This window comes from Micromonospora musae (assembly GCF_003626545.1).
Classification (GTDB): domain Bacteria; phylum Actinomycetota; class Actinomycetes; order Mycobacteriales; family Micromonosporaceae; genus Micromonospora; species Micromonospora musae.
The window spans coordinates 13,166-36,525 of the sequence record NZ_RAZS01000013.1 but is presented as its reverse complement, the minus strand read 5'-3'; the positions used below and the strand labels follow the sequence as shown (position 1 = coordinate 36,525).

Here is a 23,360-nt window from a genome sequence, read left to right as displayed (position 1 = left end):
GCCGATACATCGGGACAGTATTTGTCGTTGCTTCGCCCCACAAGCCCCACGAGGGGTCGGAGCGCGCTACCGGGCGGTGGTGACCACGACCGGCCAGCGCCGCCAGACGGCGACGTGCACGACCACCCCGAGGGCGAGGTAGTTCAGCGCGGCGAGCGCCACCCACCCGTCGGCGGTGGTCCGGGTCCAGTCGATCCCCCGGGCGTACGCCGACAGCGCCAGGTACAGCGCCGCGGCGACGAGAGCCACCACCGGCAGGACGGTGAGCTGCCGGACGCCGGTGCCCGGTCGCGCCGCCGGCCAGCCGTCGAAGAGCATGGAGACCAGCAGCGCCCCGGCGATCACCGTGCCGGCGATGGCGTTGATCAGGTCCACGTCGCCACCGGTCGCCCACCAGAGCAGGGCGAAGCTGACCGCGGTACCGATCACGACCGCTGCGTTACGGGCTGCGAGCCGCAGCCCCGGTCGCCGCATCCGGGTGAAGGGCCAGCCGCGCAGGGCCACGAAGAGCAGCACCTGCCAGACGCCGAGGACGAGCAGCACCGCGCTGTACGCCGCGACCGGCACCGGCCCGCCCGGATTTCGCAGCCGCTGGGCGTGCCGCACCGCGGCAGGTACGTCGTCCAGGTTCACCAGGAGCAGGTACGCGACCACCGCGATCACCAGCGACACGACCAGCGCGACGACGCCGCCCCGGAACCAGCCGAGCCTGCGGATCGGCCAGCCCTCGCAGACCAGTGTCAGGTGCAGGATGATCGTGAACGCTGCCGCGCCCAGCGCGAGCGTCACCGGGAAGGTCGGCGGATGTCCCGGGCCGGGGTCGGGGTAGAAGATGCCGCGCAGGTCGACCCGGCTGGTCACGGCCTGCCCGAGGATGGTCGCCAGCACCGCGCCGACGGCGATGAGGACGGTGTCGGTGATCCCGGACCAGCCCGGCCGGAGCCGGCTGCCCGGCCAGTCCTGCCACCAGAACGCGACCGTCGCGATCATCGGCAGCGCGAAGGTCGTCAGGGGCCCGAGCACCAGCAGCGTCGCCTCCACGGCGCCGAGCGCGTTGGCGAGCAGGAAGAAGAACGGTACGACGAAGGTCAGCCCGGCCAGGCCGAGGGTCGGCTGGCTACCCGAGGGCTGGGCGGGCAGGTGCGGGCCGGGGTGCCGCTGTGCCGCGCCAGGATCTTCCGACCCACCTGCCCGAGTCATCTTCGGTGTCCATCGCATTCGCCGGCCGCGCGCTCGACCACCCGGTCCGGGTCGCCGCGCACGAGGAGGCGACCGCGAAACCAGACTTTACCGAGGTCAGCGGCGTGGAATGCGGGGTTCGCGGACGCGCGGGGTCACTCCTGCGCCTCGGTCTCGCGACGCTGCTCACGGATTTTCTCCTCGGCCAGTCGCTGGACGGCGCGGCGGCGCTCCTCGGCGATCGCCCGCTCGTCCGGCCGGTGCCGGAGGGCGGTCACGACCGCTGCGAAGAAGTCACGCCACATGCTGGTCAAGAGTTTTCTCCTGGGAGGTTTGCCTACAACCAACGGTAGTGAGCCGAACGTCGCATCCGCACCTGCCGCTTCCGCTCGATTGCCGCGACGGGGCAGGGTAAGAAGATCACAGGACGTTCGCGCGCACACCGGAAGGACGCGTCTCGATGACCTTGGAACGACCGATCGCCCCGGACCCGTACGAACTGCTGCCGACCGTGCCGTCGTTCACGCTGACCAGCGACGACGTGCAGAACGGCGAGCCGATGGACGTACGGCACACGCACCCGAGCATGGGCGGTGAAAACCTCTCCCCGCAGCTCACCTGGTCGGACTTCCCGGCCGAGACCAAGAGCTTCACGGTGACCTGCTACGACCCCGACGCCCCGACGGGCAGCGGTTTCTGGCACTGGGTGCTGGTCAACGTGCCGGCCGGGGTCACCCAGCTGCCGCGGGGCGCGGGTGGCGGCACGGGTGCCGATCTCGGCGGGGCCTTCTCGGTCCGCAACGACTACGGCGAGCAGGGCTACGGCGGCGCCGCCCCGCCGAGTGGCGACCGGCCGCACCGGTACGTCTTCGCGGTGCACGCCCTGGACGTGGACCGCCTGGACCTGACCCCGGACGCCACCCCCGCGTACGTCGGCTTCAACCTGGCCTTCCACACCCTGGCCCGAGCGGTGATCCGCCCGACGTACCAGAGCAAGTGAGCTGAGCCGGCCCTCCCCGTGCTCCCGTCGTGGCCCCGCGACGCGGGACCGCGGACCCGGGAGCACGGGGAGGGAGCGCCGAGCGGGCGGAGTCAGGCCGGTACGCGCGCCACGGCGAAGACGGACTGCCCGAACGGCGGACGGGCCAGCTGCTCGGCGGCCTTCGTCGCCGGGAGCACGAGCGTGTCGTAGATCTTGACCATCGGGCCCTCCTTCGGCATCAGCCGGAAGACCTTGGTGGCCATGAAGTAGCCGAGCAGGCCGAGCGCGTTCGCGTAGTGCATCTTCTCGACGGTCAGCCCGGCCTCGGTCATCGCCGCCGCGAGCGTCTTCTTCGTGTACCGGCGGACGTGGCCCGTGGCGATGTCCGCGGGGCTCATGGCGAACTGGAAGGCCGGCACGATGATGATGACCGCGCCGCCGGGCCGGACCAGCTCACGCATGCTGCTCAGCGCGAGCACGTGGTCCTCGATGTGCTCGAGCACGTTGTACGAGACCGCCGCGCTGTAGGTGCCCCGCTCCGAGTGCGGCAGCAGCATCTCCCGAACGTCGATGTTCGGCTGGTCGGAGAGGCGCTCCTTCAGCCGGACCAGGCGGTCCGGGTCCGCCTCGGTGGCGGTGAACCGGGGCGCGTGCTCGGCCCACTCCAGCGCGTAGTCGCCCAGCCCGCTGCCGATCTCGATCGGATCGTCGCCGAGGTACGGCACGGCCAGCTCGACGAACCAGCGGCGGTGATTGACCGCGGTCGCGAGACCCTCCAGCACCTCGGACTGGACGCGCTGATCACCAGTGATTTCTGCCATGCGTCGATTCCTCACGGTATGAACTCGACCCGCGCCCGGACCGACAGAGTGAATCATCCGCGCGGACGGCAGAAGAATCGGGGGAACCTGATGGCCGAATTGCGGTCGGGGGTGGCGCGTGATCGGCGGTCGGCGAACCCGGCACATAGTACGGCAGTACCCCGAAACGTGCCACGTGCACGTCTTACGCTGACTACGCTCCGAATTGTTATGACTACTCCTGATCGGGGCGAGCCCGAAGGCGACACCGTGGCCGGTGCGTCAGCGGGCGTCGACCGGGGGGAGCGCTCGGGGCGGGGGCGTCGGATCGACCTTCTCGCCGCGCTGAGCTTCGTGGCGTTGGGCTTCTGGGTGACCGCGCGGCTCTGGCTCGACCCGCGAAATGGCATTCGGGACAACCGGTCGGATCAGGCGCAGTTCGAGTGGATGATGGCGCACGGTGCGCGGGTCATCACGCAATTCGCATATCCGTTCCACTCGGATCGGATGAATGTGCCGGACGGCGTCAATTTGATGGCCAACACGTCCGTATTATCCGTTTCGTTGCCGCTGACGCCGGTCACCCTGCTCTTCGGGCCCCGCGCCTCGTTTCTGCTCTTCCTCACCCTCGGAATGATCGCGACCGGAATAGCCTGGTATTTCCTCTTCTCCCGGGTACTGATCGGGTCGCGTGGCCCGGCCTGGCTCGGTGCCGCCTTCTGCGCGTTCGCGCCGGCGATGATCTCCCACGCGAACTCGCACCCGAACATCGTGTCGCAGTTCGTGGTCCCCCTGATCATCTGGCGCACCCTGCGCCTCGCCGAGCCGGGTCGCTGGCTGCGCAACGGGGTACTGCTCGCACTGGTGATCGTCTGGCAGGCGTTCCTCAACCTCGAGATCCTGCTGATGACCGCGATCGGGCTGGGCGTGGTGGTGGCGCTGTTCGCCCTCCGCCGGCGGGACCTACGACACCGCGCCCGCCCCTTCCTCGCCGGCCTCGGTGTCGCCGCCGGATTCGCCGCGGTCGCGCTCGCGTACCCGCTCTACGTGCAGTTCTTCGGGCCGGGGTCGTACCAGGGGCTGTCCCGGCTGATCCGCGGCTACTCGAGCGACCTCGCGTCATTCGTCGCCTACTCCCGCGAGTCGCTCGCCGGCAGCCCGCGCACAGCCGAGGGGCTGGCGAAGAACCCGACCGAGGAGAACAGCTTCTTCGGCTGGGCGCTCGTGGTGCTGGTGATCGCCCTGGTCTGGTGGCTACGGCGCAACGTGCTGGCGCTCGCCCTGACCGTGCTCGGACTGCTCTTCGCGGTGCTCTCCCTCGGCCGCGAGGTGATCTTCGACGGCCGGGAGACCGGTGTGCCGAGCCTCTGGGCCCTCCTCGAGGACCTGCCGATCCTGCACTCGGTGGTGCCGACCCGGTGGGCGTTGGCGCTCACCCCGATCATCGGGCTGCTGCTCGCGCTCGGTGCCGAGCGCGCCCGGCAGCTGGCCGTACGACATTCGCGGGCGCGACCCCGGATCCGCTTCTGGACGGTGACGGTGCTCGCCATGGCGCTGCTGCCGCTGCTGCCGACCCCGCTGCCGGCGACCCACCGCGACCCGGTCCCCACCTTCGTCACCTCCGGCGCCTGGCGCCCGTACGTGGCGGGCGGCCGCAGCGTGGTCACGCTGCCGCTGCCGGACACCAACTACGCCGAGCCGCTGCGCTGGTCGGCCGTCACCCGACTGGAGATGCCCCTGGCGCGGGGCTACTTCCTCGGGCCGGACGACCGGCCGCACGCGCAGGAGCGCGGCGCGGCCCTCTTCACCGCGCCGCCGCGCCCCACCAGCAGCTTCTTTACGGTGATCCGGCAAACCGGGGCAGTGCCGCCCATAACCCCGCAGAGCCGGGTGAACGCGGTGGACGACTTGCGGTACTGGCGGGCCGGCGTGGTGATCCTCGGGCGGCACCGCAACGCCGACGCGCTCCGCCGGGGAATGACCGAACTGACCGGGATCCAGCCAGTCTTCACCAGGGGCGTCTGGCTCTGGGACGTCCGCCCGCTGACCGACTGAGCGCGGTCAGGCGTCGCGGACGCAGCAGCCCCGGCAGACCTTCGGCTGGGGCAGGGTGAAGGCGAGGCAACAGGTGCGGCGCTGCACGGTCGGCTCGCCGCCGGGCCCGGGGACCAGCTCGACCAGGTCCTGCACGCCGAGGGCGTCGAGCAGGGTCGAGATCGTCTCCGCCGACGGGCCGGGCAGCCCGTCCGCAGCGCGCAGGATCCCGGCCGAGATGCCGGAGGCCACCGAGCCGAGGAGCGTACGGGTGCCGATCCGCACTTCCGCCTGGATCGCCCTGATCATCGGCAGCAGGTGGGCGTCGAGCAGCGAGGCGCGGAGCACGTCGAGCAGCTCGGTCTCGTCGGCCACCACCCGCACCCGGGGGCCGCCGGTCAGCGCGAGCGGGTCGCCGGGGAGCACCGCCACGGTGGTCGAGTGGCGCAGGCCGAAGGTGAGCAGCGCGCTGGGATCGTCGAAGTGGACCAGGACGGTGGACGGGTCCAGCAGCGGCACCCGCCGGGCCGAGGCCCAGCCGAGCGCTGCCGGCAGACTGCACCAGTAGCTGTAGGACTTCCAGGCCAGCGCGGCGCAGGCGTGCGGGGTGCCGTTCCAGCGCTGGGCGGCCGAGTGCAGGAAATCCGGCAGCCGGGAACCGTCGATGAGAGTGGTGGCGGGAATCCAGCCGAGCTCGTCGGCGACCGTGAGGCCGGGCGCGAGGCCGGGGATCTCGCCGGTGCCGAACATGGCGCGCAGCGCCGCCGTGACCGGAGCCAGCGGGGCGGCTGCGAGATCGCGGCTCGGCATCACCGCTGTCACTCGATCATCCCCGTCCCCCGTGGTCATCAGTTGAGCTAAGGCTAGCCTAACCACAGCTCGCCGCTCCCGGGAAGGTCGGATTCCGGCGGATCCAGAGGTCTTGGTCACCTCGGCGAATCCCTGTACGCGCAGGTCGCGGCGTTCGTGCCCGCCGTTACTACCCCCGCCGGTACCGGAAAAACGCACGGTGCCCGCCGGTCGGCGCCGAAGCATCGACGGTTGTCGGTGCATTGTCAAGCGCATTGTCGGCAAGGTGGCAGTTTCGTGTTTGTTCGGCCACGGAACGTGAAACTGATACTCCCGGCCACGAGGAAGCCGATGACCACCTCACCCCTCGATCGTGCTGTCGACTCCTTCGCCGCCGAACTCGCGCGGCACCGAACCGGACGGGGGCTGTCCAAGAAACAGCTGGCCGTGCTGATGGGCTTCGACCCCTCGTACGTCAGCCACGTCGAGGGGCGGCGACACCGCCCGACCGAGGACTTCGCCCGGCGGGCCGAGGCCGTCCTGGAGGCCGGCGGCGCGATCTGGCAGCGCTTCCGTGAGTACGACGACGCGCGGCAGGCCCGTAACGGACACGCGCACCGGGACCTGCCCCTGCCCGGTCAGTGGCTTCCCCCCGGCACCGGCCTGATCGTCGAGCGTGAATCCGCCACCCTCAGCCACAGCGACGAGGGCTACCGGTGCGTGATCCGGCGGGAGCTCTACAACGCCGGCACCGAGCCCGTCACCCGCTACCTCGTGCGGGTGGCAGTCGACCGCTACCCGAACGACCCCGGGCGCTCCAATCGGCACCACCGGGAACATCCGCTCACCTTCGCGGAGCTTCAACTGCGCGCGTACCGGGACGACGGCGGCGAGCGCGAGCCGATGCACTGGCGGGCCAAGCACGACCGGGACGCGTTCAAGGAGGTCTGGCTCCTCTTCGACAACGGCGAACGCCGCTTCCCGCTCTACCCGGGCGACCGCGCCACCATCGAGTACGCCTACCGCGTCGGGGCGGAGAAGTGGGGACCCTGGTTCCAGCGGGCGGTCCGGCTACCCACCCGGCACCTCGCCGTACGCCTCGATCTTCCGGCGGCCCTCGACCCGCAGGTCTGGGGCGCGGAGACCTCGCTCTCGGCGGAGGAGGGCCCGCTGCGAACCCCCGTGCAGCGGCACGACGAGGGCCACCGCGCGATCTTCGAGTGGGAGACCGAGGACCCGCCGCTGAACGCCCGCTACCGGATGCAGTGGCGGTTCCGGGCCCGGCCGGAGCCGGAGCACGACAGCCCGCTGGACGGCCGGATCCGCCCGAGCGACCGGATGCGTGCCCTGGGGGTGGTGCAGCGCGGCGACGACCAGCTGCGGCAACCGGCCCGCCCGCTCGACCTGCCCGCCGAGGAGCCCGCCGCCCGGGGCATCGTCGACCGGCTCAGCGCCACCCTCGTCCGCCTCGACGAACTGCATCCGTTCAGCAAGGGGGTCGGGATCGCCGCTCCGCAGCTCGGCGTCGCCCGGGCGGTGGCCGTGGTCCGGCCCCCGGACCGGAACGCCGAACCGGTGGTACTGCTCAACCCCCGGGTGGTCGAGGTGTCGCCCGACACGGACGAGCAGTACGAGGGCTGCCTCTCCTTCTTCGACCACCGCGGTCTCGTGCCGAGGCCGCTGCGGATCGACGTGGAGCACGACCAGTGGGACGGCAGCCGGATCATCACCTCGTTCGAGTACGGGATGGCTCGGCTCGTCGCACACGAGATCGACCACCTGGAGGGGCGGCTCTACGTCGACCGGATGACGCCGGGCGTGCCGCTGGTCCCGGTGGAGGAGTACCGCGAGACCGGCCGTCCCTGGCGGTACTGACTTCCGCGCCCGGTGGCGAGCCGGGGCGGGGGCGGGGGCCGGGGTGCGTGCCCCAGGGGGCAGGGGCACGCACCCCGGATGGGGGGAGGAAAGTCTCAGAGCTCGCCGAACGTGTCGTACCGGATGTGCGGCGGCGGTACGTCGTCCGCCGCGAGCACTCGCAGCGTCGACCGGACCATGGGCGCCGACCCGGAGACGTAGCAGTCGTGCCCCGTCCACGGGCCGTACCGGCCGAGCACATCCGCGATCTCGCCCAGCTCACCGTCGAAGTCCGGGTCCTCGCTGCACGCCGGAGTGACCGACAGCCACGGGTGCGCGGCGACCAGCTCGCGGAGCCCGGCCAGACCGTAGAGATCCGCCTCCTGCCGGGCGCCGTAGAAGACGTGCACCCAGCGGGTGCGGTTGTAGGTGACCAGCTCCTCAACCAGCGCCTTGATCGGAGCGAGCCCGACCCCACCGGCCACACAGAGGAGGTCCCGCTCGGAGGTCCGATCCAGGGTCATCGAGCCCATCGGAGCGGCGAGTCGGAGCAGGTCCCCCGGCTTCACCCGGCGAACCAGCGCCCCGGAGACCCAGCCGGCGCCGGAGGAGCGGACGTGGAACTCCAGCACGTTCTCCTCGTTCGGGGCGTTCGCCACCGAGTACGTCCGCCACACCCTCGGGTGGTAACGCGGAACCTCCAGGCTCACGTACTGGCCGGCCTTCCAGGCCATCGGGTGCTGGAGCGCGCGTACGGTCAGCACCGCCGTGTCCGCCCCGTGCCGCTCGTGGGTCAGCACCTCCGCGTGCCAGAACGGCGGGTTCTCGTCGGCCGCCGCGCCGGCCAGCATCTTCTCCGAGATCGCCGCGTACGCGTCCCGCCACGCCTGGTCGTACTCCAGGTTCCAGCCGTCGCCGGCGGTGCTGCGGAGCGCGTCCATGAGGGCGACCCCCATCGTCGCGTAGTTCTCCGCCGCCACGTGGTACTTGCGGTGGTCGCGGCCGAGCGCGCGGAGGAACTCGTCGAAGCTCTCCGGATCGCCGACGGTGTGGATCGCCGTGATGATCGCTTCCAGCAGCCGGTCACCCTGCCCGGTCATCTGCACCGGGAAGAGCTGCCGCAGCTCCGGGTCGAGCAGGAACAGCCGCGCGTAGAAGTGCTCGCTGAGCCGCTCCCGGTGCTCCTCGACCAGGGTCCAGCTCTCCTTCAGCAGTCGCGCGAAGTTCTCCATGCCGGTCGCTCCCTCTCCTGACGGCGAATGGGGCGAGCACAGAATGTCCACGGAGCGTGTTGACCGGTCGCACAGAATGTGCGATCAGCTCACAAGGGGTCCTCGGGCGGTCGGTAGCCGCTTCCGTCGGGCAGAGTGGTGCGGTGACTCTTGAGCTCACCCGCCCGGTCTCCCGCCGGATGCTGGGGACCGAGACGCTGCTGGTCCTCGGCCTCTCCCTCGGCCAGTCCGCCGTCTACGCGGTCGTCTCGATCATCGCGAAACTGACCGCGGAGGGCGGCCTCGCCAAGCAGACCGCCGCGCTGAACACCTCGGCGTCCTCCCGGCCGTACCTGGACCTGACGTACCAGCTGCTCGGCATCGTCTTCGCGCTGCTGCCGGTGCTGCTCGCCGTACACCTGCTGAGCCGGGATCCCGGTGACCCGGCGCGGACGCTCGGCCTGGACGCCCGGCGGCCCGGTGCCGACCTGGCGCGCGGCGCCGGTCTGGCCGCGCTGATCGGGCTGCCGGGCTTAGCGCTGTTCTGGGTGGCGGCGCAGCTCGGCATCAACGCGACCCTCGTGCCGGCGGCGCTGCCCGAGGCCTGGTGGGCCGTGCCGGTGCTCATCCTCGCCGCCGCGCAGAACGCCGTGCTGGAGGAGGTGATCGTGGTCGGCTACCTGGTCACCCGCCTGCGCCAACTCCAGTGGCGGATCGGCGCGGTCATCGCGGCGAGCGCCGTGCTGCGCGGCAGCTACCACCTCTACCAGGGCTTCGGCGCGTTCCTCGGCAACGTCGTGATGGGTGTCGTGTTCAGCCTCTTCTACCTGCGTACCCGCCGGGTGATGCCGCTGATCGTCGCGCACACCCTGCTCGACGTGGTCGCCTTCGTGGGGTACGCGCTGCTGCCCGACTCGTGGTTCGACTGGCTCTGACCCTGGACTTGTGGATCTTGGAACCGAGTGGCCCCTCCGGGGGCGCTATCGTGCCAAGATCTGCCCCGATCGGTAGGCCGTGACGGCGCGGGCGGCGAGGCGCTCGGCAGCCGCCGCGTCCCCGGCCGCCGCCGCGAGCACCGCCGCGCCCGGAAGCAGCCGGGACGCCAGTCGAAGCACCAGCCAACCGGCGGCCTGAGCGGCGAGCGGCATCGCCAGCCGCCACGCCGCCTCCAGAGCGCGGGGCCACGGCGCCTCCCCCGGCCCGTCCAACGCCCGCGCCGCGTCCAGTGCGGTACGCGCGCTCTCCGCGTCCGGGTGCACCTGGGTCAGTACCAGCAGCTCGACGGCCCGATCCGGATGGACCGGATCGCGGTCGTACGCCGCGGCGAGGTGCAGCACCAGGTTGGCCTGGGTCCAGAGCACCGAGGTGAGCTCGGCCAACGGGGCGAGGGCGCCGGCGAGCGCCGAAGCGGCCCCGCCCGCGCCCGCCAGCCGGACGAAGCGCCGGGTGGCGAGCCGGGCCAGCGCCTCCGGCGACGCCTCGGGGTACGCCGACCGCAACCGCTCCGCCCACTCCCGCGCATTCGGGCCGAGCGCCTCCACCGCGGCCAGCGCCAGCAGCTCCGGGGCGAAACCGGGATGATCGAGCACCCGGGCGGTCGTCCTCCGGAGAGCTGACAGCTCGGTCGTCGGCGCCGGTACGGCCGCCTGCCGCTGGGGTCGCGCTTCGGCGGTCGCCACCAGCGCGGGTCGTGGCGGGACGGCCTCCTCCGGCGTGTTCCCACGCGGGGCGGGCACCTTCTTGGCGGCCGTCTTCGCCGGGGCGCGCTTCCCGACCGTCTCCTTCTTCGCCGCGGTCGCCTTCCTCGCGGGTGTCGTCTCCTTCGGGGCCGTCGCCTGCTTCGGGGTGTCCGCTGCTGGCCCAACGGCCTTCGCGGTGTCCGCGGCCTTTGTGTTGCCTATCGCCCGCTTCGCGGTTCCGGCGGCCTTCTTGGTGCCGGCTGCCCGCTTCGCGATTCCCGCTGCCGGCTCAACGGCCTTCGGAGTGTCCGCTGCCGGCTCTCCGGTCTCCGCAGGCGTCTCCCGAGCGGATACCGCCTCCGGCCGCGCTGCTGCTGCCCCGGTCCCCGCCGACCGGTCCGCCTCGGTCGCCGGTGCGGCAATGGTCGCGGGTGGTCTGGACTTCCCGGCGGTCGCGCGCCGGGGCACCGGGGGAGGCGCCGGGTCGTCGGGCTCGGGCGGCTGGAACAGCACGGCCGGTGCCGCCTTCGCGCGGCGGGATCTTGTCGGCTTCGCCGAGGGCGGCGCCGGGTCAGAAGCGGCGGGCGGGTCGTCGGGCGGAGTGAAGGTCGCCTCGGGGAAACGCCGCCGGGCCCCGTCAGCAGGCTCGCGGCGGGTCGGCTCGCTCGGGGGCTGCTCGTGCATATCGATGGAGCGTAGCCGTGAACACGCCGCCGCACAGCGTGGAAGTACAGCGAGGCGGAGACCGGACGGAGTCGCCGAGGAGGTCGCTTTGCCCCCGATGGGTGCGGCCCTGTATCCTCGGGCGCGGTGACTTGCGGGTCACCGAGGAGACTTCGCCTAGTCTGGTCTATGGCGCCGCACTGCTAATGCGGTTGGGGTCTTAAAGCCCCTCCCGGGTTCGAATCCCGGAGTCTCCGCGCGAAAGTCGGTCGTGTAGGCTGGCTGAGCACCAGCGCCCGTAGCTCAATGGATAGAGCATCTGACTACGGATCAGAAGGTTAGGGGTTCGAGTCCCTTCGGGCGCACAGCAGGTCAGGGGCCGTTTCGGGAAACCGAGACGGCCCCTTTTCCGTCTCGTACAGCAGCGAAGTACAGCAACGTCCTAATCCGCCTCGGTGCCGCTCATCCGCTCGCCCAGGCGCTTCAACGCCGCGTCGACAGTCGTACAAGACCGCCTCGCTCGCCGCTGCGGATCAGCAGGTTACGGGTTCGAATGCCTCTGGACTTCTAAGATCACAAGGAACCCCGACCTGCCGATATGGCAGATTGGGGCCCCGGTGGCGCTGTCTCTTGTGGTCGGTCGGATGGTTCCGGCACTGCTCATGGTCTTTACGGCTGGAGCGTGAGGTCGGCCAGGTCGACGGCGTCGGCCATGGCCTTGGCGCCCCGGTCGTTGAGGTGCATGCCGTCGCCGCTGTCCAGCGCGGGGTGGATGTGGTCGGGGGCCTGCGGGTTCGCCACGGCCCGGGCCACGTCGAAGACACCGTCGAAGGCGTCGGTCGTACGGATCCAGTCGTTCACCTGGCGCCGGACGGCGAGGCCCTCCGGCGTGCTGATCGGAGCGCCTCCGAAGGCGCCGATGGTTCCTCCGATGACCTTCAGGCCGGCGGCGTGGGCGCGGTCGGCCAGGTTGGTGAAGCCCTCGACGAGGGCGGCGGCGGTGGGGAGCGGCTCGCCCAGCATGGTGGGGAGAACGAGATCGTTGATACCGAAGTGCAGCAGGACGTGGGTGACTCCGGGTACCGGGAGGACGTCGCGGTCGAAGCGGGTCAGCGCGTGTTCGCCGACCCCGTCGCGCAGCAGGCGATTTCCGGCGATGCCCTGGTTGACGACCCACCCTCGATCGAGTCGCCGGTTGAGGTAGTCGACGGAGCGGCGGTTCGCGCTGGTCGTGGTGCCGACGCCCTCGAACCAGGAGTCGCCGAAGGCCACCGCGATCGCGGTCCCCGCCCCGGCGAGCACGTCGACCCCGGAGAGGTAGAACCGGGCCTCCACCTGCGCGGCCCGAGCGAACGTGGGCGACCCGACATGGTTTCCGTCGACGACTCGCGCGACCTCCGCCGGCCGGTGGGAGTAGGTGGCCAAACCGGTCCGCTCCGGGAGGTACAGGTCGACGACCAGGTCCGTGCCGGCGGCGACCTGAAGCTCGACCGGGTCGGAGACGATCTCCTCGCCCGCCGGAATGACGCACTGCCCGATGCCGTCGAAGGTGAGAGCGCCCTGCCGTCGGCCGACCGAGTACGTAGCCGCCGCGATGGTCAACGGGGCCCGGCCGTAGCGGTTCGTCAGGCGTACGCGGAAGGCTTCTCCACCGCCGGCCAGGTGCAGCACCTGTCGTACGGTCTGGTCGGCGAAGCCACGGGGTTCGCTGAGCTGGAGCTGGTCGTGCGGGTTGATCACGGCGGTACGGAAACCGGCTGTCCAGGTCATGGTCGCTCCGTTGGTCGGTGCCGCTCACGTAGCGGGCGGGACGATGCTTCGCGGGTGCCGCCGGGGCTCCGCGAATCCAGCCCGTCTCAGCTTCGAGGCAGCGGGACGGCGGTGGAGGTGTTTCGGTAACGTCCAAAATCTTGACAGTCCAAAGACTGGACAGTCAATATCTGTGACCACCTTCACGAGCCCCTGGGCTCACCGATGGTCTGCTTGTTCCGGCCGGCCGGCCGGCCAGCCGGGTGAGGTCGGTCTGCCGCAGGCCGTCCTCGTCCAGGTGGGCCAACACCGCTCCGTGCCGGGGGCGGAGGTCGTCGAAGCCCTCCTCGGCGCTGCGCCGGAACAGCTCGGACTGCAGCCCGAACAGGAGTCGGGTGGCGAGCATGCCGAGATCCACAGCGCGGCTGCTCCGTCTCGTGTAATCCCCGTTACAGGCCGGGGAATGGATAGTCCATAAATTGGACTATACGATCGTGCTACCGAACCAACCGGAGGAACTCATGCCCACCGTGGAACTCACTCGCTTCCGGGTCGACCCGGCCCGCGAGAACGACCTGTTGCAGGCCCGGCCGCAGATGCTCGCCGACTTCCAGGCGGACCGCTCGGGCTTCATCGAGGCGCGCCTGGTGCGCCTTCCGAACGACGAGTGGCTGGACATCGTGCTCTGGGAGACCCCCGAGGACTTCGCCGCGTCCCGGGCCAAGGGGGCCAACCTCCCCGGAATCGCGGCGTTCTTCGACGCGATCGGCGCGTTGATCAGCGCCGAGGAGGGAACCGCCGTCTGACCGGCCGGGCCGCCCGGCCCGTCGTCAGAGCTTGAGGACGACGCGGCCGACGGTGGTCGGCTCCTCGACCAGTTCGTGGGCCCGGACGATCTCCGACAGTGGCAGCTCCGCGGCGATCGGATAGACCAGGTCGCCGGCGACCAGGGCCTCGGTCAGGGCCCGGGCGGCCGCCTCGTTCGCCTCCTCGGGGAAGTCGTCGTTGCTGAGGAAGCGCACCGTGATGTTCTTGAAGGCGTATGGCCAGTACGGGATGCGCGGCGAGCTGTCGCCCGTCGCGTACGTGGCTATCACGCCGTTGTAGGCGAGGATCTTCTCGTTGAGTTCGAGGTTGGCGTCAAAGGCCAGCTCGGCCACCCGGTCGACGGGTTCCCCGCCGGTCGCCGCCAGGATCCGTTCGGCCGCGTCACCGCTCGACACGTCGACGACGTGGTGGGCGCCGGCCGCGAGGGCCGCCGGGATCTGCTCGGGGTGCCGCACCGTCGCGACGACCGTGGCCCCGCCCCGCCGGGCCACCGCCACCGCGGCCCGTCCGACAGCGCCCAGCGCACCCGTCACCAGTACGCGCTGCCCGGTCACCGGGCCGTCAGCGAAGATCGCGCGATGCGCGGTGATGCCAGGGATGCCGAGGCCGGCCGCCTGCTCGTCGGGGACCGCCGACGGCAGCGGGACGGCATGGGCGGCCGGCACGACCGTGTACTCGGCGGCCGTGCCGAACGGGCGGTACGACTGTGCGAGGTAGACCCAGACGCGCTCACCGATCCGGGCCGGGTCGACGCCTTCGCCTACCACGTCGATGACGCCACTGCCGTCGCCGTGCGGGATCACCCGGGGGTACGACATCGTCGAGCCCCAGTAGCCGCGGCGCTTGCCGATGTCGCCGACGTGGATGCCGGATGCGGTGATGCGTACCCGGACCTCGCCGGGGCCGGGCTGCGGGTCGGGCATCTCCCCGAGCCGCAGCACCTCGGCCGCCGGACCCTGCTTCTCGTACCAGGCTGCGCGCATGTCGGGTCTCCCTCACCGGAGTTAGTCCAAATTCTTGACCGTCCAAAACTATGACTAAATTCGAGCGGTCGTCAAGTGAGCGGAGTCCCCAGCCCGGGGTGTGGCAGACCTGGCGTTGAATCAGCCGTTCGGCAGCACGTCGTCGCGATCGGCGACCTCAACATGTACAAGATCATTATCTGATCGGGTCGTACCGTCGACCGCCCCCGGACCCCAGCGCGGCCTCCGGAGGCGGTCCTCGTTTCGGGGCCGTCGGGCGTTTCTCCGCCGCCCCCGACGGGCGGCCGAGTCGCTCGCGCACGACGAGCGGCGCGGGCCCGGTGAGGTCAGTCGGACTCGGCGGTGGGGAGCCGGCGCGACGGCGGGTGCGGCAGGCTCCGGGCGTTCGTGGCGCGGAGCCCGTCGAAGGTCAGTTCGAGGTAGCGGCGCCAAACCTGCGGCTGCGCGTCCAGCAGGGGCGCCGCCGTCTGATGGATGCCGCCGAGCAGCAACACGATGTCCATGCCGGTGACGTCGTCGCGGATCGTGCCCTGTTCGCGGGCCCGGGCGGTGAGCGTCTCGGCGGTCTGGCCGAGGCGCTCGATCGCGGACCGCACCTGGGCGAGTTGCAGCGACGGGCGCCCGATCACCTCGCAGAACGCACGGTCGGCGGCGAGCACCTCGACGCCGGCGGTCATGAACTCGTGCAGCGCGGCGGCCGCGTCGTCGGCGTCGACCAGGCGGTCCGCCGTGCTGGTGAGTCGGTCGAGCAGCTGAAGCATGATCGCCGCGAGCAGGTCTTCCTTCGAGGCGAAGTGCCGGAACACCGTGCCCTTGGCGAGCCCGGCGCGCTGGGCGATCTCCCCCATCGACACGTCGACCCCGCACTCGGCGAACGCCGCGGTCGCCGCGTCGAGCAGCAGGCGCCGGTTGCGCACCATGTCCGCCCGCTGGCCCGGAGTGGCTGTCGTCTCGGTCACGCGTACCCCCTCCCGGGGTCGACCCTACCACCAACATGACCGGTCGGTCATTTTCTCTGCTACGGTCAACATGACCAGGTGGTCATTTTCTGTTCCGCCGGTCACCGCCCGGCCCTTCGGCCGGCGGAGCAGTCATTCCGAACCCACCCCGGAGGTAGGACAATGAGCAACGCACTGGACGGAAAGGTCGTCCTCGTCACCGGCGCGTCCTCGGGCATCGGTCAGGGCACGGCGCTCGCCCTGTCGAAGGCGGGCGCCCGGGTCGCGGTCGGAGCCCGCCGGGCCGACCGGCTGAAGTCCCTCACCCAGGACGCCCCCGGCGAGATTCTCGCCCTCGACCTGGACGTCACCGATCGCCAGTCCGTGCAGAACGCCGTCACGGCGACCGTCGACCGATTCGGCTCCCTCGACGTGCTGGTGAACAACGCGGGCGTCATGCTCAGCGGCCCGATCCTGGGCGCGGACCTCACCGAGTGGACGCGGATGGTCGAGACCAACCTGCTCGGTTCGATGTACGCGGTGCACGCCGCCCTGCCGCACCTGCTCGCCGCCAAGGGCGCCGTGGTGCAGATCTCCTCGACCTCGGGGCGTACGGCCTCCGCCGCGAGCGCCGTCTACGGGGCCACGAAGTTCGGCATCACCGCCTTCTCCGAGGCGCTGCGGCAGGAGGTCACCGCGGAGGGCGTACGGGTGATCGTCATCGAACCCGGATTCGTCGACACCGAGCTGGCCAGCCACATCAGCGATCCGGCCATCCAGGCCATGGCGAAGAGCATGGCCGAGTCGATGCGGACCCTCCAGCCCGAGGACATCGCGAGCGCCGTCCTGTACGCGCTCACCCAGCCCGAGCACGTCGCCGTCAACGAGATCCTGATCCGACCGACCGATCAGACCCGCTGAACCCGCTGCGGGCCCGGCCCAGCCGGCGGGAGGGGGCCACGTTTCGGCCCTGCTCCCGCCGGGAATGCCGCAGCCCGTCCTGGGGACCGCGGAAGGGGACAGGACCATGAGCGAGGCGCGCCCACCGTTTCCGCCGTTCGACCTCGACAGCGCGCTGGCCAAGGTGCAGGCCGCCGAGGACGCGTGGAACAGTCGCGACCCGCAGCGGGTGAGCCTCGCCTATACGGAGGACTCCGTCTGGCGTAACCGCGACCAGTTCATCACCGGTCGTCGGGCGATCGTCGAGTTCCTCACCGCCAAGTGGGAGCGCGAACTCGACTACGTGCTGCGGAAAGGCCTGTGGTCTTTTCGGGAGAACCGGATCGCCGTCCGTTTCCAGTACGAGTGTCGCGACCGCGAGGATCGGTGGTGGCGCAGCTACGGCAACGAGCTGTGGGAGTTCGACGAGAACGGGCTGATGCGCCGTCGCGAGGCCAGCATCAACGACGTGCCGATCAGTGCGGCCGATCGGCGCTACTTCGGGCCACGGCAGGAGGACGAGCGAGGCGCGGGTCACGACTTCCCGTTGCAGTGATCCCGGGGTGCGTCGCCGCGGCCGCCGGTGATCGACTCAACGTCCTTGAAGTCGGGGCATCCAGGTCGGCCGGACCCCCGACTCCCCTGATCCCTTAGTCAATCACCGGCGGCAGCGAGGGTCAGGGCAGCCGCGCCTGCAGGGTCAGCACCCGGGTCACCTGGATCGGGTTGAAGTTGTCGTCGCTGATCAGGTGGATCTCGGCCTTCCCGTCGCCACGCCCACGATCGACCGTCAGTGCCTCGTAGTTGTCGAGCAGCGGGTTGATCTGCGGCTCGGGGCTGGTGGCACCCAGCGTCGGGCAGTTGACCAGGTCCGCGACCAGCCGCTTGCCGATCACGTCCCGGCCGGGGGCGGCGGAGAGATTCCGGATCGAGGTGACGTCGCCGGCCCGGTCCGCGCCGGTCACCGCGTACAGCCGGACCGTGTTGCCGACGTTGGCGGTGAAGGCGGCTTCGAGCACCACGAACCGGCCGTCGCCGTACGGGGCGATCTCCGCGATCCGAAGTCCCTGGTCGACCTTGTACCCGATCTGTCGGACCAGCCGGTAGTCGTGGTGCCGATCGGCCCGGTAGACGAGGATCCGCCGCCAGACCGCCTCGCCCGTCGGCGAGACGTCACCGCTGAGGGTGTCCTCCATGGCGGCGTAGACGTACTGACCGTCGGGGGAGATGCCGAGCCCCTCGAGGGTGCCGTTGTCGGTGGCCTCCCCTGCGGGGGAGACCCGGAAACGTGCCGGCACCGGCAGCTCGCCGCGCTCAACCCCGTCACGTCCGAAGATCCGGATCGAGGGCTCGGACTCGGAGCTGACGAGGAACCGGCCGTCAGGCAGGACGGCGAGCCCTTCGGCGTCGAAGTTCGTGCCGTCGTACGGGGTGCCGTCCGCCTTGGTCAGCAGGGTTGACCCGGTGACGCGTGGGTGGCCGGGATCCCGGAAGAACCACAGCTGGGCAGGGAGCGTGCCGCTGCGGTCGACCACTGAGACGTAACCGTGACTGCGCTCGTCGTAGGTGATGGCGGACAGACCGCCGACCTGCACACCCTTGACGGTGACCTTGTCCAGGGCGTCGCTGAACCCCACAGCTCTGGCTCCAGGAGCGCAGTTCGGGGCCGGCTTGCCGGAGGCGGATTCTGAAGCGGCCTGTGCCGCCGGTGCGGCGACGGACGCGCCGAGCAGCGCGACCAGCGCGGCCCCCAGCAGGGAACCAGGTCCGTGCGCGCGTCGCCTGACAGATCGAGTCATGCGGAGAACTCCATTCGCTGAATGCTCGGGTGGCACTTCGTAGCCACCACACTTCACCTTCCGATTCGGATGAAAGCCGTTGCGGAGAGCGATCAGGATTGCGTCAGATCGGGCTGGCGCCGAGTGGTGCGTCCGTCCCCTTCGGACGGGCGGCATCCGAGCAGCAGAAAAAAGCTAACGACTTCCGCACAATTGAGCAACGTGACGGGCGTAATACGCCGACGCTCACCGATGAGGCTCGTCCGAGTCTTCGTGCTAATCGCGTCTCCGCCGACCGATGGCGGCTGACCAGGTAATTTGCTCGAATGATGAACCGGAACCGACTGGGGTACGTGTGCCGATGCGGTGAACTCTCGGGTGTGTCGAACGAACCGGATTCGTCACGGGCGCTATTCCTGGGTGGCCCGGCGTGTGATGATGCCGCCCCGTGTAGTTCAGGCCACACCGAGGACGCTTTATTCAGCATATTGCCCTATAGCGAACTACTCTGGCTCGCATGACCACGGCACAGGAGCCCCGCTCCGTCATCGAGACCCGGCTCACCCACGACATGCACCGCCAGGCGACGACCCTGCTGGCCGAGGCCGCAGCGCGCCGGGAAGCCGACGTCGCCCACCTCACCGAACTCCGCGACTTCCTGGTGGCGACGCTGCGCCACCACCACGAGAGCGAGGACCACGACCTCTGGCCGATGATCGAGGCCGTCTCGCCCGGCGCCTCCGAGCCCCTCAAGGCCCTCAGCGACGAGCACGACGCCCTCGACGCCGCCCTGGACGCGCTGGAGGAAATGCCGGTGCCGACCGAGGGCGACCGGCGGGAGCTGGCCACCGCCGCGGCCGCCCTGCGGGACCTCGTCCACACGCACCTCTCGCACGAGGAGCCCCTGCTCTTCCCCGCCCTGCAGGAGCACGTGTCGCCCGAGACGTGGGAGGCCTTCGCGCTCAGGGTGATCACCACCACCCCGCCGGTCGGCGCCAGCCTGCTCGTCGGCTTCTTCGACGAGGTCGGCACGCCGGAAGAGGTCGCGCTCATCCTCTCCGCGCTGCCCGCACCCGCCCAGGCCGGCGTTCCCGCCATGCGCGCCCACTCCGCGGCGGTGATCGCGTCCCTGCGTAAGGCCTGACCCTCCGGACGACGGCGACTGGGCGCGTTCGAGCGCCGCCGGCGCACGCGCCCAGTCGGTCCGCGCTTAGACCGGCCGGACGCCGGGTTTCAGAGGTACAGGCAGAAGGGGTGACCGGCGGGGTCGAAGTGCACCCGAACATGCTCCTGCGGTTGGAAGTCCGCCCGGGTGGCACCTGCGGCGAGCGCGTGGGCCGAGGCAGCCTCGAGGTCCTCGACCCTGATGTCGAGGTGCGCCATCATCTGCGGCCGGCCGGGATCGGCCGGCCAGACCGGCCGGACGTACGCCGGCTCACTCTGGAAGGCCAGCCCGGCCCCACCCCCGGGCGCGCGCAGGGTCACCCAGTCGGGCTCGTCCTCGTCCCGCGACCAACCGAGCAGACGCTCGTAGAACGCGGCGAGCTCCTGGGCATCGGGAGAGTCCAGCACCGTGCTGGTCAGGACCAGTCGAGGTCGATCCGTCATCCCGCTGTCGTACCCGGACGGTCCCCGGCCACTCCCATGCCGGGACCACCGCGGCCGAACCGACAGTCGTCAGCTCGGCTCGCGCCGCCAGAACTGCCGTGGTGCGTACCCGTCCCGGCGCAGCCAGTGTTCCGTGTAGACGATGCGCTCCGCGTCGACCACCACGAGTGGGTCCGTCGGCGGTTCGTCGAGGGCCCGGGAGCGTTCGACGTGATCGGACTGCCAGCGCACGGCCGGCCAGTACCGCTCCCGCTCGGGGTCGCCGGCCGCCAGCACCCGGGCGCGGCCGAAGAGCTGGGCTCCCCGGCTGCTCGCCTGGCCGACGAGCGGCGCGAAGACGCCGACCGAGATTCGTGGGTCCGCGGCGATGTTCCGCATCTTCGGGGACGCGGCGGCGGCGGTGAACATCAGCGCGAAGTCGAGGTGGAAGTAGCGCACCGGCGTCGCCAGCGGGCCGTCCGGCCCGGAGGTGGCGAGGACGCACATGTTCTGCGCCGACAGCAGGTTGAGGATGCGCTCCTCGAGGCGGTGCCGGTCGAGCCGTCGGGTGGGCGACGGGCCGGCCAGCCAGGGGTTGGTCACGGGCATGTCTGATCTTGTCATGCGTGACGACGGGTGATCAGAAGTGGGCTGAACCGTTTCCCGGTGGGCTCCGTGTGGATGCCGAACGGCCTCCGGAACGCGCTGGAGCCGGCTAGAACCTGGAGATTCCACATGATGCGCAAGCACCTGGTGCCCCTCGTCGCCGTGCTGGCGGCCGGCCTGGCGGCGCTGACCGCGTGCAGCTCGACCCCGGAGGCGCCGGCGCCGGCCCAGGCCTCGGCTCCGGTCAGCAGCCAAGCCGCTCCGCCGGCCGACGGCGCGGGCGCCGGTGACCTCTCGCTGCTCCCGGGCACCGCGAAGTCCAACAACTCCGCGCCGGGCATGGGCGACTGGGCCGTGCCGAACGGCGGCGTCGCGGGCGGCGAGACCCTGCGGAACGCGCAGAAGTGGGTCCAGCTCACCGCGAGCAAGGCCGGCGACCTCGACCCGGTGGTGGTGAACGGCTCCGGGCTGACGCTCTACCGGTTCGACAAGGACAGCAACAACCCGCCCGCCTCGAACTGCGAGGGCGAGTGCGCGCAGACCTGGCCGCCGGTGACCGTCGCGCCGGGCGGCAAGATCTTCATCGCCGGGATCAAGAAGTCGGCCGTCGGCACGGTCCGGCGCTCCGACGGCACCCGGCAGGTCACCATCAACGGCTGGCCGGTCTACCGGTTCGCCAAGGACACCAAGCGCGGTGACACCCTCGGCCAGGGCGTCGGTGGCACCTGGTTCGGCGTGACCCCGACCGGCGGCAAGGCCGGCGTCGACAACGGTGGTAACGACGGTGGTCAGAACACTCCGGACAACGGTGGGGCGACCGCTCCGCCCGCCACCAGCGCCGTCCTCTTCGACGACGCCAACTTCAGCGACAGCGGCGCCTCCCAGGGTGTCGCCGGCCCCGGCTGCCAGAACGTGCCCCGTCCCCGCGTGGCCTCCTCCATCGCGACCAACGGCTCGCTGAAGATCTGGACCGGCCCGGACTGCACCGGCAAGTCCCAGATCATCAACGGTGACGTCACCAACCTGGCGGCCCTCAAGTTCGACGACGCCGTCGCCTCGATCCGCTTCAGCTGATCGTCCGACCACACACAGCGGGTGTGCCGGTCCGGCTCTTCGCCGGGCCGGCACACCCGTTTTCGTACCCGCGCCGCGCCGGTGGCCTCCCGACGCGCTCCCGGCCGGCCTCCCCCGACAGCGGTGCCACGGCGGCGCCGCGACATCAAGAAGGTGCTGGAAGATGACGCATCGCAACGTACGGGCGGTGAGTAGAAGGCGGGCGCTCGCACTCGGCGGGGTGACCCTCGGGATGGCGGCCCTGCTCGCCGGCTGCACCCGGACCGTGGACGGTACCGGCGCGGCCGAGCGGTGGAGCGCCACCAAGGTCGCCGGTCTGGAGATCACCACAGGTGAGAGCGGGCCCCGGCCCGGGGTGCCCGACACCCGCCTGACCGCCGAGGGGAGCGACGGCGGCGAGCTGGATCGGCTCGCCCGCAACGCCGTCGACGACCTGCAGAAGTACTGGGGGGAGCAGCTGCCCGCCGCCTTCGACCGCGGCTTCGACCCCGTCAGTCGGCTCATCTCGTACGACTCGACGGGCCCGGCCGTCACCGTCTGCAACAGCAGCACGGCCGGTGCGGTGAACGCGTTCTACTGCTCGCTCGACGACTCGGTCGCCTGGGACCGGGGGCAGTTGCTTCCCACCCTCGACGACTCGTTCGGGCCGATGGCGGTGGTGGCCGTCCTCGCACACGAGCTGGGGCACGCCGTGCAGTTCCGGCTCGGCTCGGCCGGCGGGCGGACCAGCTCCATCGTCAAGGAGCAGCAGGCCGACTGCTACGCGGGGAACTTCTTCCGGTGGGTGGCGGAGGGCAACTCCCCACACTTCCGGCTCTCCACCGGGCCCGGCCTCAACCAGATCCTCGCCACGCTCTTCTTCATCCGCGACGGCGTCGAAACGGGATTCGACGCCGAGGGGGCGCACGGCAACGCGTTCGACCGGGTCTCGGCGTTCCAGTTCGGCTTCGGCGACGGCCCCGAGCGGTGCGCCCGCATCGACGAGGCGGAGGTGCGGCGGCGGATCACCCAGCCGGCCAGCGGCCAGGCGTCGCCCGCCGGCGAGACGGCCGGGAACCTGCCGGTGGACGACCAGGACTCGCTGCTCGCCCTGCAGGAGACGCTGCGGGCCGCCTTCGGTCGACCGGGTGCCCAGTGGCCGGCGATCAGCCGCTCCGGGGGGCCGTGCCCCGGTGCGACCGCGACGACGCCCGCCTCGTACTGCCCGGCCACCAACACCGTCGGGCTGGACCTGGGCGAGCTGGGTCGCCTCGGTACCGCCCCGGAGCAGGGTGAGGGTGGTCTGGGGGACTTCGCCGCCTTCGCCGAGGTCGCCTCCCGGTACGCGCTGGCGAGGCAGCAGGCGGAGGGCTATCCGCTCACCGGGCTGGCCACGGCGCAGCGTACGGCCTGCATGACCGGGGTCTGGGCGGCGACGATCGTGGTGGGCCGGGGCGCGGTCCTGCAGCTGTCCCCGGGCGACCTGGACGAGGCGGTGGCCGAGATGCTCGCCCCCCGGAGCCTGATCGCCGCGGACGCCAACGGCGCCGGCATCCCGTCCGGCTTCGCCCGGGTCGAGGCGTTCCGCGACGGCTTCACCGCCGGGGCGATCGTGCCCTGTCTGGAGAAGTACCGGTAGGGCGGCTTCCGCGGTCGTCAGCAGAACCACGAGGGCCCGCCCCGGCCGAGTCATCGGCCGGGGCGGGCC

General features: G+C 71.0%; 23 protein-coding genes and 2 tRNA genes. 12 read left to right on the top strand and 13 right to left on the bottom strand.

Going from position 1 to position 23,360, the window contains the following annotated elements; translation table 11 throughout:
• Positions 1–66 precede the first annotated feature (66 nt).
• Both D7147_RS27755 and D7147_RS32530 read right to left on the bottom strand, forming a co-directional pair.
• Positions 67–1,200 carry a hypothetical protein gene (locus D7147_RS27755; RefSeq protein ID WP_120682878.1) on the bottom strand — a complete coding sequence of 378 codons (1,134 nt, stop codon included), beginning with the start codon at positions 1,198–1,200 and terminating at the stop codon, positions 67–69.
• Between the two features lie 134 nt (positions 1,201–1,334).
• Complete coding sequence (locus D7147_RS32530) at positions 1,335–1,493, bottom strand: hypothetical protein (protein ID WP_158609404.1); 159 nt, start codon at positions 1,491–1,493, stop codon at positions 1,335–1,337.
• Positions 1,494–1,639: 146 nt separating this feature from the next.
• Between D7147_RS32530 and D7147_RS27750 the strand changes: the two genes are divergently transcribed.
• On the top strand, positions 1,640–2,179 hold the full coding sequence (locus tag D7147_RS27750) for a YbhB/YbcL family Raf kinase inhibitor-like protein (protein ID WP_120682876.1): 540 nt from the start codon (positions 1,640–1,642) through the stop codon (positions 2,177–2,179).
• Positions 2,180–2,271: 92 nt separating this feature from the next.
• Here the strand turns inward: D7147_RS27750 and D7147_RS27745 are convergent, their stop codons facing one another.
• Complete coding sequence (locus tag D7147_RS27745) at positions 2,272–2,982, bottom strand: class I SAM-dependent methyltransferase (protein WP_120682874.1); 711 nt, start codon at positions 2,980–2,982, stop codon at positions 2,272–2,274.
• 210 nt (positions 2,983–3,192) lie between these two features.
• Between D7147_RS27745 and D7147_RS27740 the strand changes: the two genes are divergently transcribed.
• Positions 3,193–5,016 (top strand): hypothetical protein, encoded by a 1,824-nt coding sequence (locus tag D7147_RS27740; RefSeq protein ID WP_233563518.1) that lies wholly within the window; start codon positions 3,193–3,195, stop codon positions 5,014–5,016.
• 6 nt (positions 5,017–5,022) lie between these two features.
• Here the strand turns inward: D7147_RS27740 and D7147_RS27735 are convergent, their stop codons facing one another.
• Positions 5,023–5,805 (bottom strand): hypothetical protein, encoded by a 783-nt coding sequence (locus D7147_RS27735; RefSeq protein ID WP_120683156.1) that lies wholly within the window; start codon positions 5,803–5,805, stop codon positions 5,023–5,025.
• Positions 5,806–6,135: 330 nt separating this feature from the next.
• Between D7147_RS27735 and D7147_RS27730 the strand changes: the two genes are divergently transcribed.
• Positions 6,136–7,659: a peptide deformylase gene (locus D7147_RS27730; RefSeq protein WP_120682872.1), complete on the top strand. Its 1,524-nt coding sequence runs from the start codon at positions 6,136–6,138 to the stop codon at positions 7,657–7,659.
• Between the two features lie 95 nt (positions 7,660–7,754).
• Here D7147_RS27730 and D7147_RS27725 read toward each other — a convergent pair whose 3' ends face one another.
• Complete coding sequence (locus D7147_RS27725; RefSeq protein WP_120682870.1) at positions 7,755–8,870, bottom strand: globin domain-containing protein; 1,116 nt, start codon at positions 8,868–8,870, stop codon at positions 7,755–7,757.
• Positions 8,871–9,013: 143 nt separating this feature from the next.
• Between D7147_RS27725 and D7147_RS27720 the strand changes: the two genes are divergently transcribed.
• Positions 9,014–9,784 carry a CPBP family intramembrane glutamic endopeptidase gene (locus D7147_RS27720; protein WP_120682868.1) on the top strand — a complete coding sequence of 257 codons (771 nt, stop codon included), beginning with the start codon at positions 9,014–9,016 and terminating at the stop codon, positions 9,782–9,784.
• Positions 9,785–9,829: 45 nt separating this feature from the next.
• On the opposite strand, the gene D7147_RS27715 is transcribed toward D7147_RS27720, so the two are convergent.
• Positions 9,830–10,585 carry a hypothetical protein gene (locus tag D7147_RS27715; protein WP_233563516.1) on the bottom strand — a complete coding sequence of 252 codons (756 nt, stop codon included), beginning with the start codon at positions 10,583–10,585 and terminating at the stop codon, positions 9,830–9,832.
• A 772-nt stretch (positions 10,586–11,357) separates the two neighbouring features.
• Here D7147_RS27715 and D7147_RS27710 point away from each other — a divergent pair.
• Positions 11,358–11,448: transfer RNA gene (locus D7147_RS27710), tRNA-Ser, on the top strand.
• 35 nt (positions 11,449–11,483) lie between these two features.
• Positions 11,484–11,556: transfer RNA gene (locus tag D7147_RS27705), tRNA-Arg, on the top strand.
• 304 nt (positions 11,557–11,860) lie between these two features.
• On the opposite strand, the gene D7147_RS27700 is transcribed toward D7147_RS27705, so the two are convergent.
• Together D7147_RS27700 and D7147_RS27695 are read right to left on the bottom strand one after the other, a co-directional pair.
• Positions 11,861–12,961: an SGNH/GDSL hydrolase family protein gene (locus D7147_RS27700; protein ID WP_120682866.1), complete on the bottom strand. Its 1,101-nt coding sequence runs from the start codon at positions 12,959–12,961 to the stop codon at positions 11,861–11,863.
• A 163-nt stretch (positions 12,962–13,124) separates the two neighbouring features.
• Positions 13,125–13,358 carry a hypothetical protein gene (locus D7147_RS27695; protein ID WP_120682864.1) on the bottom strand — a complete coding sequence of 78 codons (234 nt, stop codon included), beginning with the start codon at positions 13,356–13,358 and terminating at the stop codon, positions 13,125–13,127.
• 103 nt (positions 13,359–13,461) lie between these two features.
• On the opposite strand from D7147_RS27695, the gene D7147_RS27690 reads away from it, so the two are divergent.
• Complete coding sequence (locus tag D7147_RS27690; RefSeq protein WP_120683152.1) at positions 13,462–13,746, top strand: antibiotic biosynthesis monooxygenase; 285 nt, start codon at positions 13,462–13,464, stop codon at positions 13,744–13,746.
• A gap of 24 nt (positions 13,747–13,770) precedes the next feature.
• Here D7147_RS27690 and D7147_RS27685 read toward each other — a convergent pair whose 3' ends face one another.
• Together D7147_RS27685 and D7147_RS27680 are read right to left on the bottom strand one after the other, a co-directional pair.
• On the bottom strand, positions 13,771–14,751 hold the full coding sequence (locus tag D7147_RS27685) for an NADPH:quinone reductase (protein WP_120682862.1): 981 nt from the start codon (positions 14,749–14,751) through the stop codon (positions 13,771–13,773).
• Positions 14,752–15,077: 326 nt separating this feature from the next.
• Entirely contained in the window at positions 15,078–15,710 is a 633-nt protein-coding gene (locus D7147_RS27680) for a TetR/AcrR family transcriptional regulator (protein ID WP_199734289.1), read from the bottom strand.
• A gap of 162 nt (positions 15,711–15,872) precedes the next feature.
• Here D7147_RS27680 and D7147_RS27675 point away from each other — a divergent pair, with 162 nt between their 5' ends.
• Both D7147_RS27675 and D7147_RS27670 read left to right on the top strand, forming a co-directional pair.
• Positions 15,873–16,610 carry an SDR family NAD(P)-dependent oxidoreductase gene (locus D7147_RS27675; RefSeq protein WP_120682858.1) on the top strand — a complete coding sequence of 246 codons (738 nt, stop codon included), beginning with the start codon at positions 15,873–15,875 and terminating at the stop codon, positions 16,608–16,610.
• Positions 16,611–16,716: 106 nt separating this feature from the next.
• Positions 16,717–17,184 carry a nuclear transport factor 2 family protein gene (locus D7147_RS27670; protein ID WP_120682856.1) on the top strand — a complete coding sequence of 156 codons (468 nt, stop codon included), beginning with the start codon at positions 16,717–16,719 and terminating at the stop codon, positions 17,182–17,184.
• 121 nt (positions 17,185–17,305) lie between these two features.
• On the opposite strand, the gene D7147_RS27665 is transcribed toward D7147_RS27670, so the two are convergent.
• Positions 17,306–18,427, bottom strand: a complete 1,122-nt coding sequence (locus tag D7147_RS27665; protein WP_120682854.1) for an esterase-like activity of phytase family protein — start codon at positions 18,425–18,427, stop codon at positions 17,306–17,308.
• 496 nt (positions 18,428–18,923) lie between these two features.
• Between D7147_RS27665 and D7147_RS27660 the strand changes: the two genes are divergently transcribed.
• Positions 18,924–19,550: a hemerythrin domain-containing protein gene (locus D7147_RS27660; protein WP_120682852.1), complete on the top strand. Its 627-nt coding sequence runs from the start codon at positions 18,924–18,926 to the stop codon at positions 19,548–19,550.
• An 89-nt stretch (positions 19,551–19,639) separates the two neighbouring features.
• On the opposite strand, the gene D7147_RS27655 is transcribed toward D7147_RS27660, so the two are convergent.
• Both D7147_RS27655 and D7147_RS27650 read right to left on the bottom strand, forming a co-directional pair.
• Positions 19,640–20,014 carry a VOC family protein gene (locus tag D7147_RS27655; protein WP_120682850.1) on the bottom strand — a complete coding sequence of 125 codons (375 nt, stop codon included), beginning with the start codon at positions 20,012–20,014 and terminating at the stop codon, positions 19,640–19,642.
• Positions 20,015–20,083: 69 nt separating this feature from the next.
• Positions 20,084–20,602 carry a pyridoxamine 5'-phosphate oxidase family protein gene (locus D7147_RS27650; protein ID WP_120682848.1) on the bottom strand — a complete coding sequence of 173 codons (519 nt, stop codon included), beginning with the start codon at positions 20,600–20,602 and terminating at the stop codon, positions 20,084–20,086.
• Between the two features lie 126 nt (positions 20,603–20,728).
• On the opposite strand from D7147_RS27650, the gene D7147_RS27645 reads away from it, so the two are divergent.
• Entirely contained in the window at positions 20,729–21,673 is a 945-nt protein-coding gene (locus tag D7147_RS27645) for a hypothetical protein (protein ID WP_120682846.1), read from the top strand.
• Positions 21,674–21,836: 163 nt separating this feature from the next.
• Entirely contained in the window at positions 21,837–23,291 is a 1,455-nt protein-coding gene (locus D7147_RS27640) for a neutral zinc metallopeptidase (RefSeq protein WP_199716732.1), read from the top strand.
• Positions 23,292–23,360 lie beyond the last annotated feature (69 nt).

What these genes read in the sequence shown, in the direction of transcription:
- D7147_RS27650 (WP_120682848.1), bottom strand. Translation starts at nt 20,602, where the DNA reads ATGCCCGTGACCAACCCCTGGCTGGCCGGCCCGTCGCCCACCCGACGG.
- D7147_RS27670 (WP_120682856.1), top strand. Translation starts at nt 16,717, where the DNA reads ATGAGCGAGGCGCGCCCACCGTTTCCGCCGTTCGACCTCGACAGCGCG.
- D7147_RS27755 (WP_120682878.1), bottom strand. Translation starts at nt 1,200, where the DNA reads ATGACTCGGGCAGGTGGGTCGGAAGATCCTGGCGCGGCACAGCGGCAC.
- D7147_RS27750 (WP_120682876.1), top strand. Translation starts at nt 1,640, where the DNA reads ATGACCTTGGAACGACCGATCGCCCCGGACCCGTACGAACTGCTGCCG.
- D7147_RS27700 (WP_120682866.1), bottom strand. Translation starts at nt 12,961, where the DNA reads ATGACCTGGACAGCCGGTTTCCGTACCGCCGTGATCAACCCGCACGAC.
- D7147_RS27675 (WP_120682858.1), top strand. Translation starts at nt 15,873, where the DNA reads ATGAGCAACGCACTGGACGGAAAGGTCGTCCTCGTCACCGGCGCGTCC.
- D7147_RS27685 (WP_120682862.1), bottom strand. Translation starts at nt 14,751, where the DNA reads ATGCGCGCAGCCTGGTACGAGAAGCAGGGTCCGGCGGCCGAGGTGCTG.
- D7147_RS27665 (WP_120682854.1), bottom strand. Translation starts at nt 18,427, where the DNA reads ATGACTCGATCTGTCAGGCGACGCGCGCACGGACCTGGTTCCCTGCTG.
- D7147_RS27735 (WP_120683156.1), bottom strand. Translation starts at nt 5,805, where the DNA reads ATGCCGAGCCGCGATCTCGCAGCCGCCCCGCTGGCTCCGGTCACGGCG.
- D7147_RS27655 (WP_120682850.1), bottom strand. Translation starts at nt 20,014, where the DNA reads ATGACGGATCGACCTCGACTGGTCCTGACCAGCACGGTGCTGGACTCT.
- D7147_RS27640 (WP_199716732.1), top strand. Translation starts at nt 21,837, where the DNA reads ATGACGCATCGCAACGTACGGGCGGTGAGTAGAAGGCGGGCGCTCGCA.
- D7147_RS27740 (WP_233563518.1), top strand. Translation starts at nt 3,193, where the DNA reads ATGACTACTCCTGATCGGGGCGAGCCCGAAGGCGACACCGTGGCCGGT.
- D7147_RS27725 (WP_120682870.1), bottom strand. Translation starts at nt 8,870, where the DNA reads ATGGAGAACTTCGCGCGACTGCTGAAGGAGAGCTGGACCCTGGTCGAG.
- D7147_RS27745 (WP_120682874.1), bottom strand. Translation starts at nt 2,982, where the DNA reads ATGGCAGAAATCACTGGTGATCAGCGCGTCCAGTCCGAGGTGCTGGAG.
- D7147_RS27690 (WP_120683152.1), top strand. Translation starts at nt 13,462, where the DNA reads ATGCCCACCGTGGAACTCACTCGCTTCCGGGTCGACCCGGCCCGCGAG.
- D7147_RS27730 (WP_120682872.1), top strand. Translation starts at nt 6,136, where the DNA reads ATGACCACCTCACCCCTCGATCGTGCTGTCGACTCCTTCGCCGCCGAA.
- D7147_RS27660 (WP_120682852.1), top strand. Translation starts at nt 18,924, where the DNA reads ATGACCACGGCACAGGAGCCCCGCTCCGTCATCGAGACCCGGCTCACC.
- D7147_RS27645 (WP_120682846.1), top strand. Translation starts at nt 20,729, where the DNA reads ATGATGCGCAAGCACCTGGTGCCCCTCGTCGCCGTGCTGGCGGCCGGC.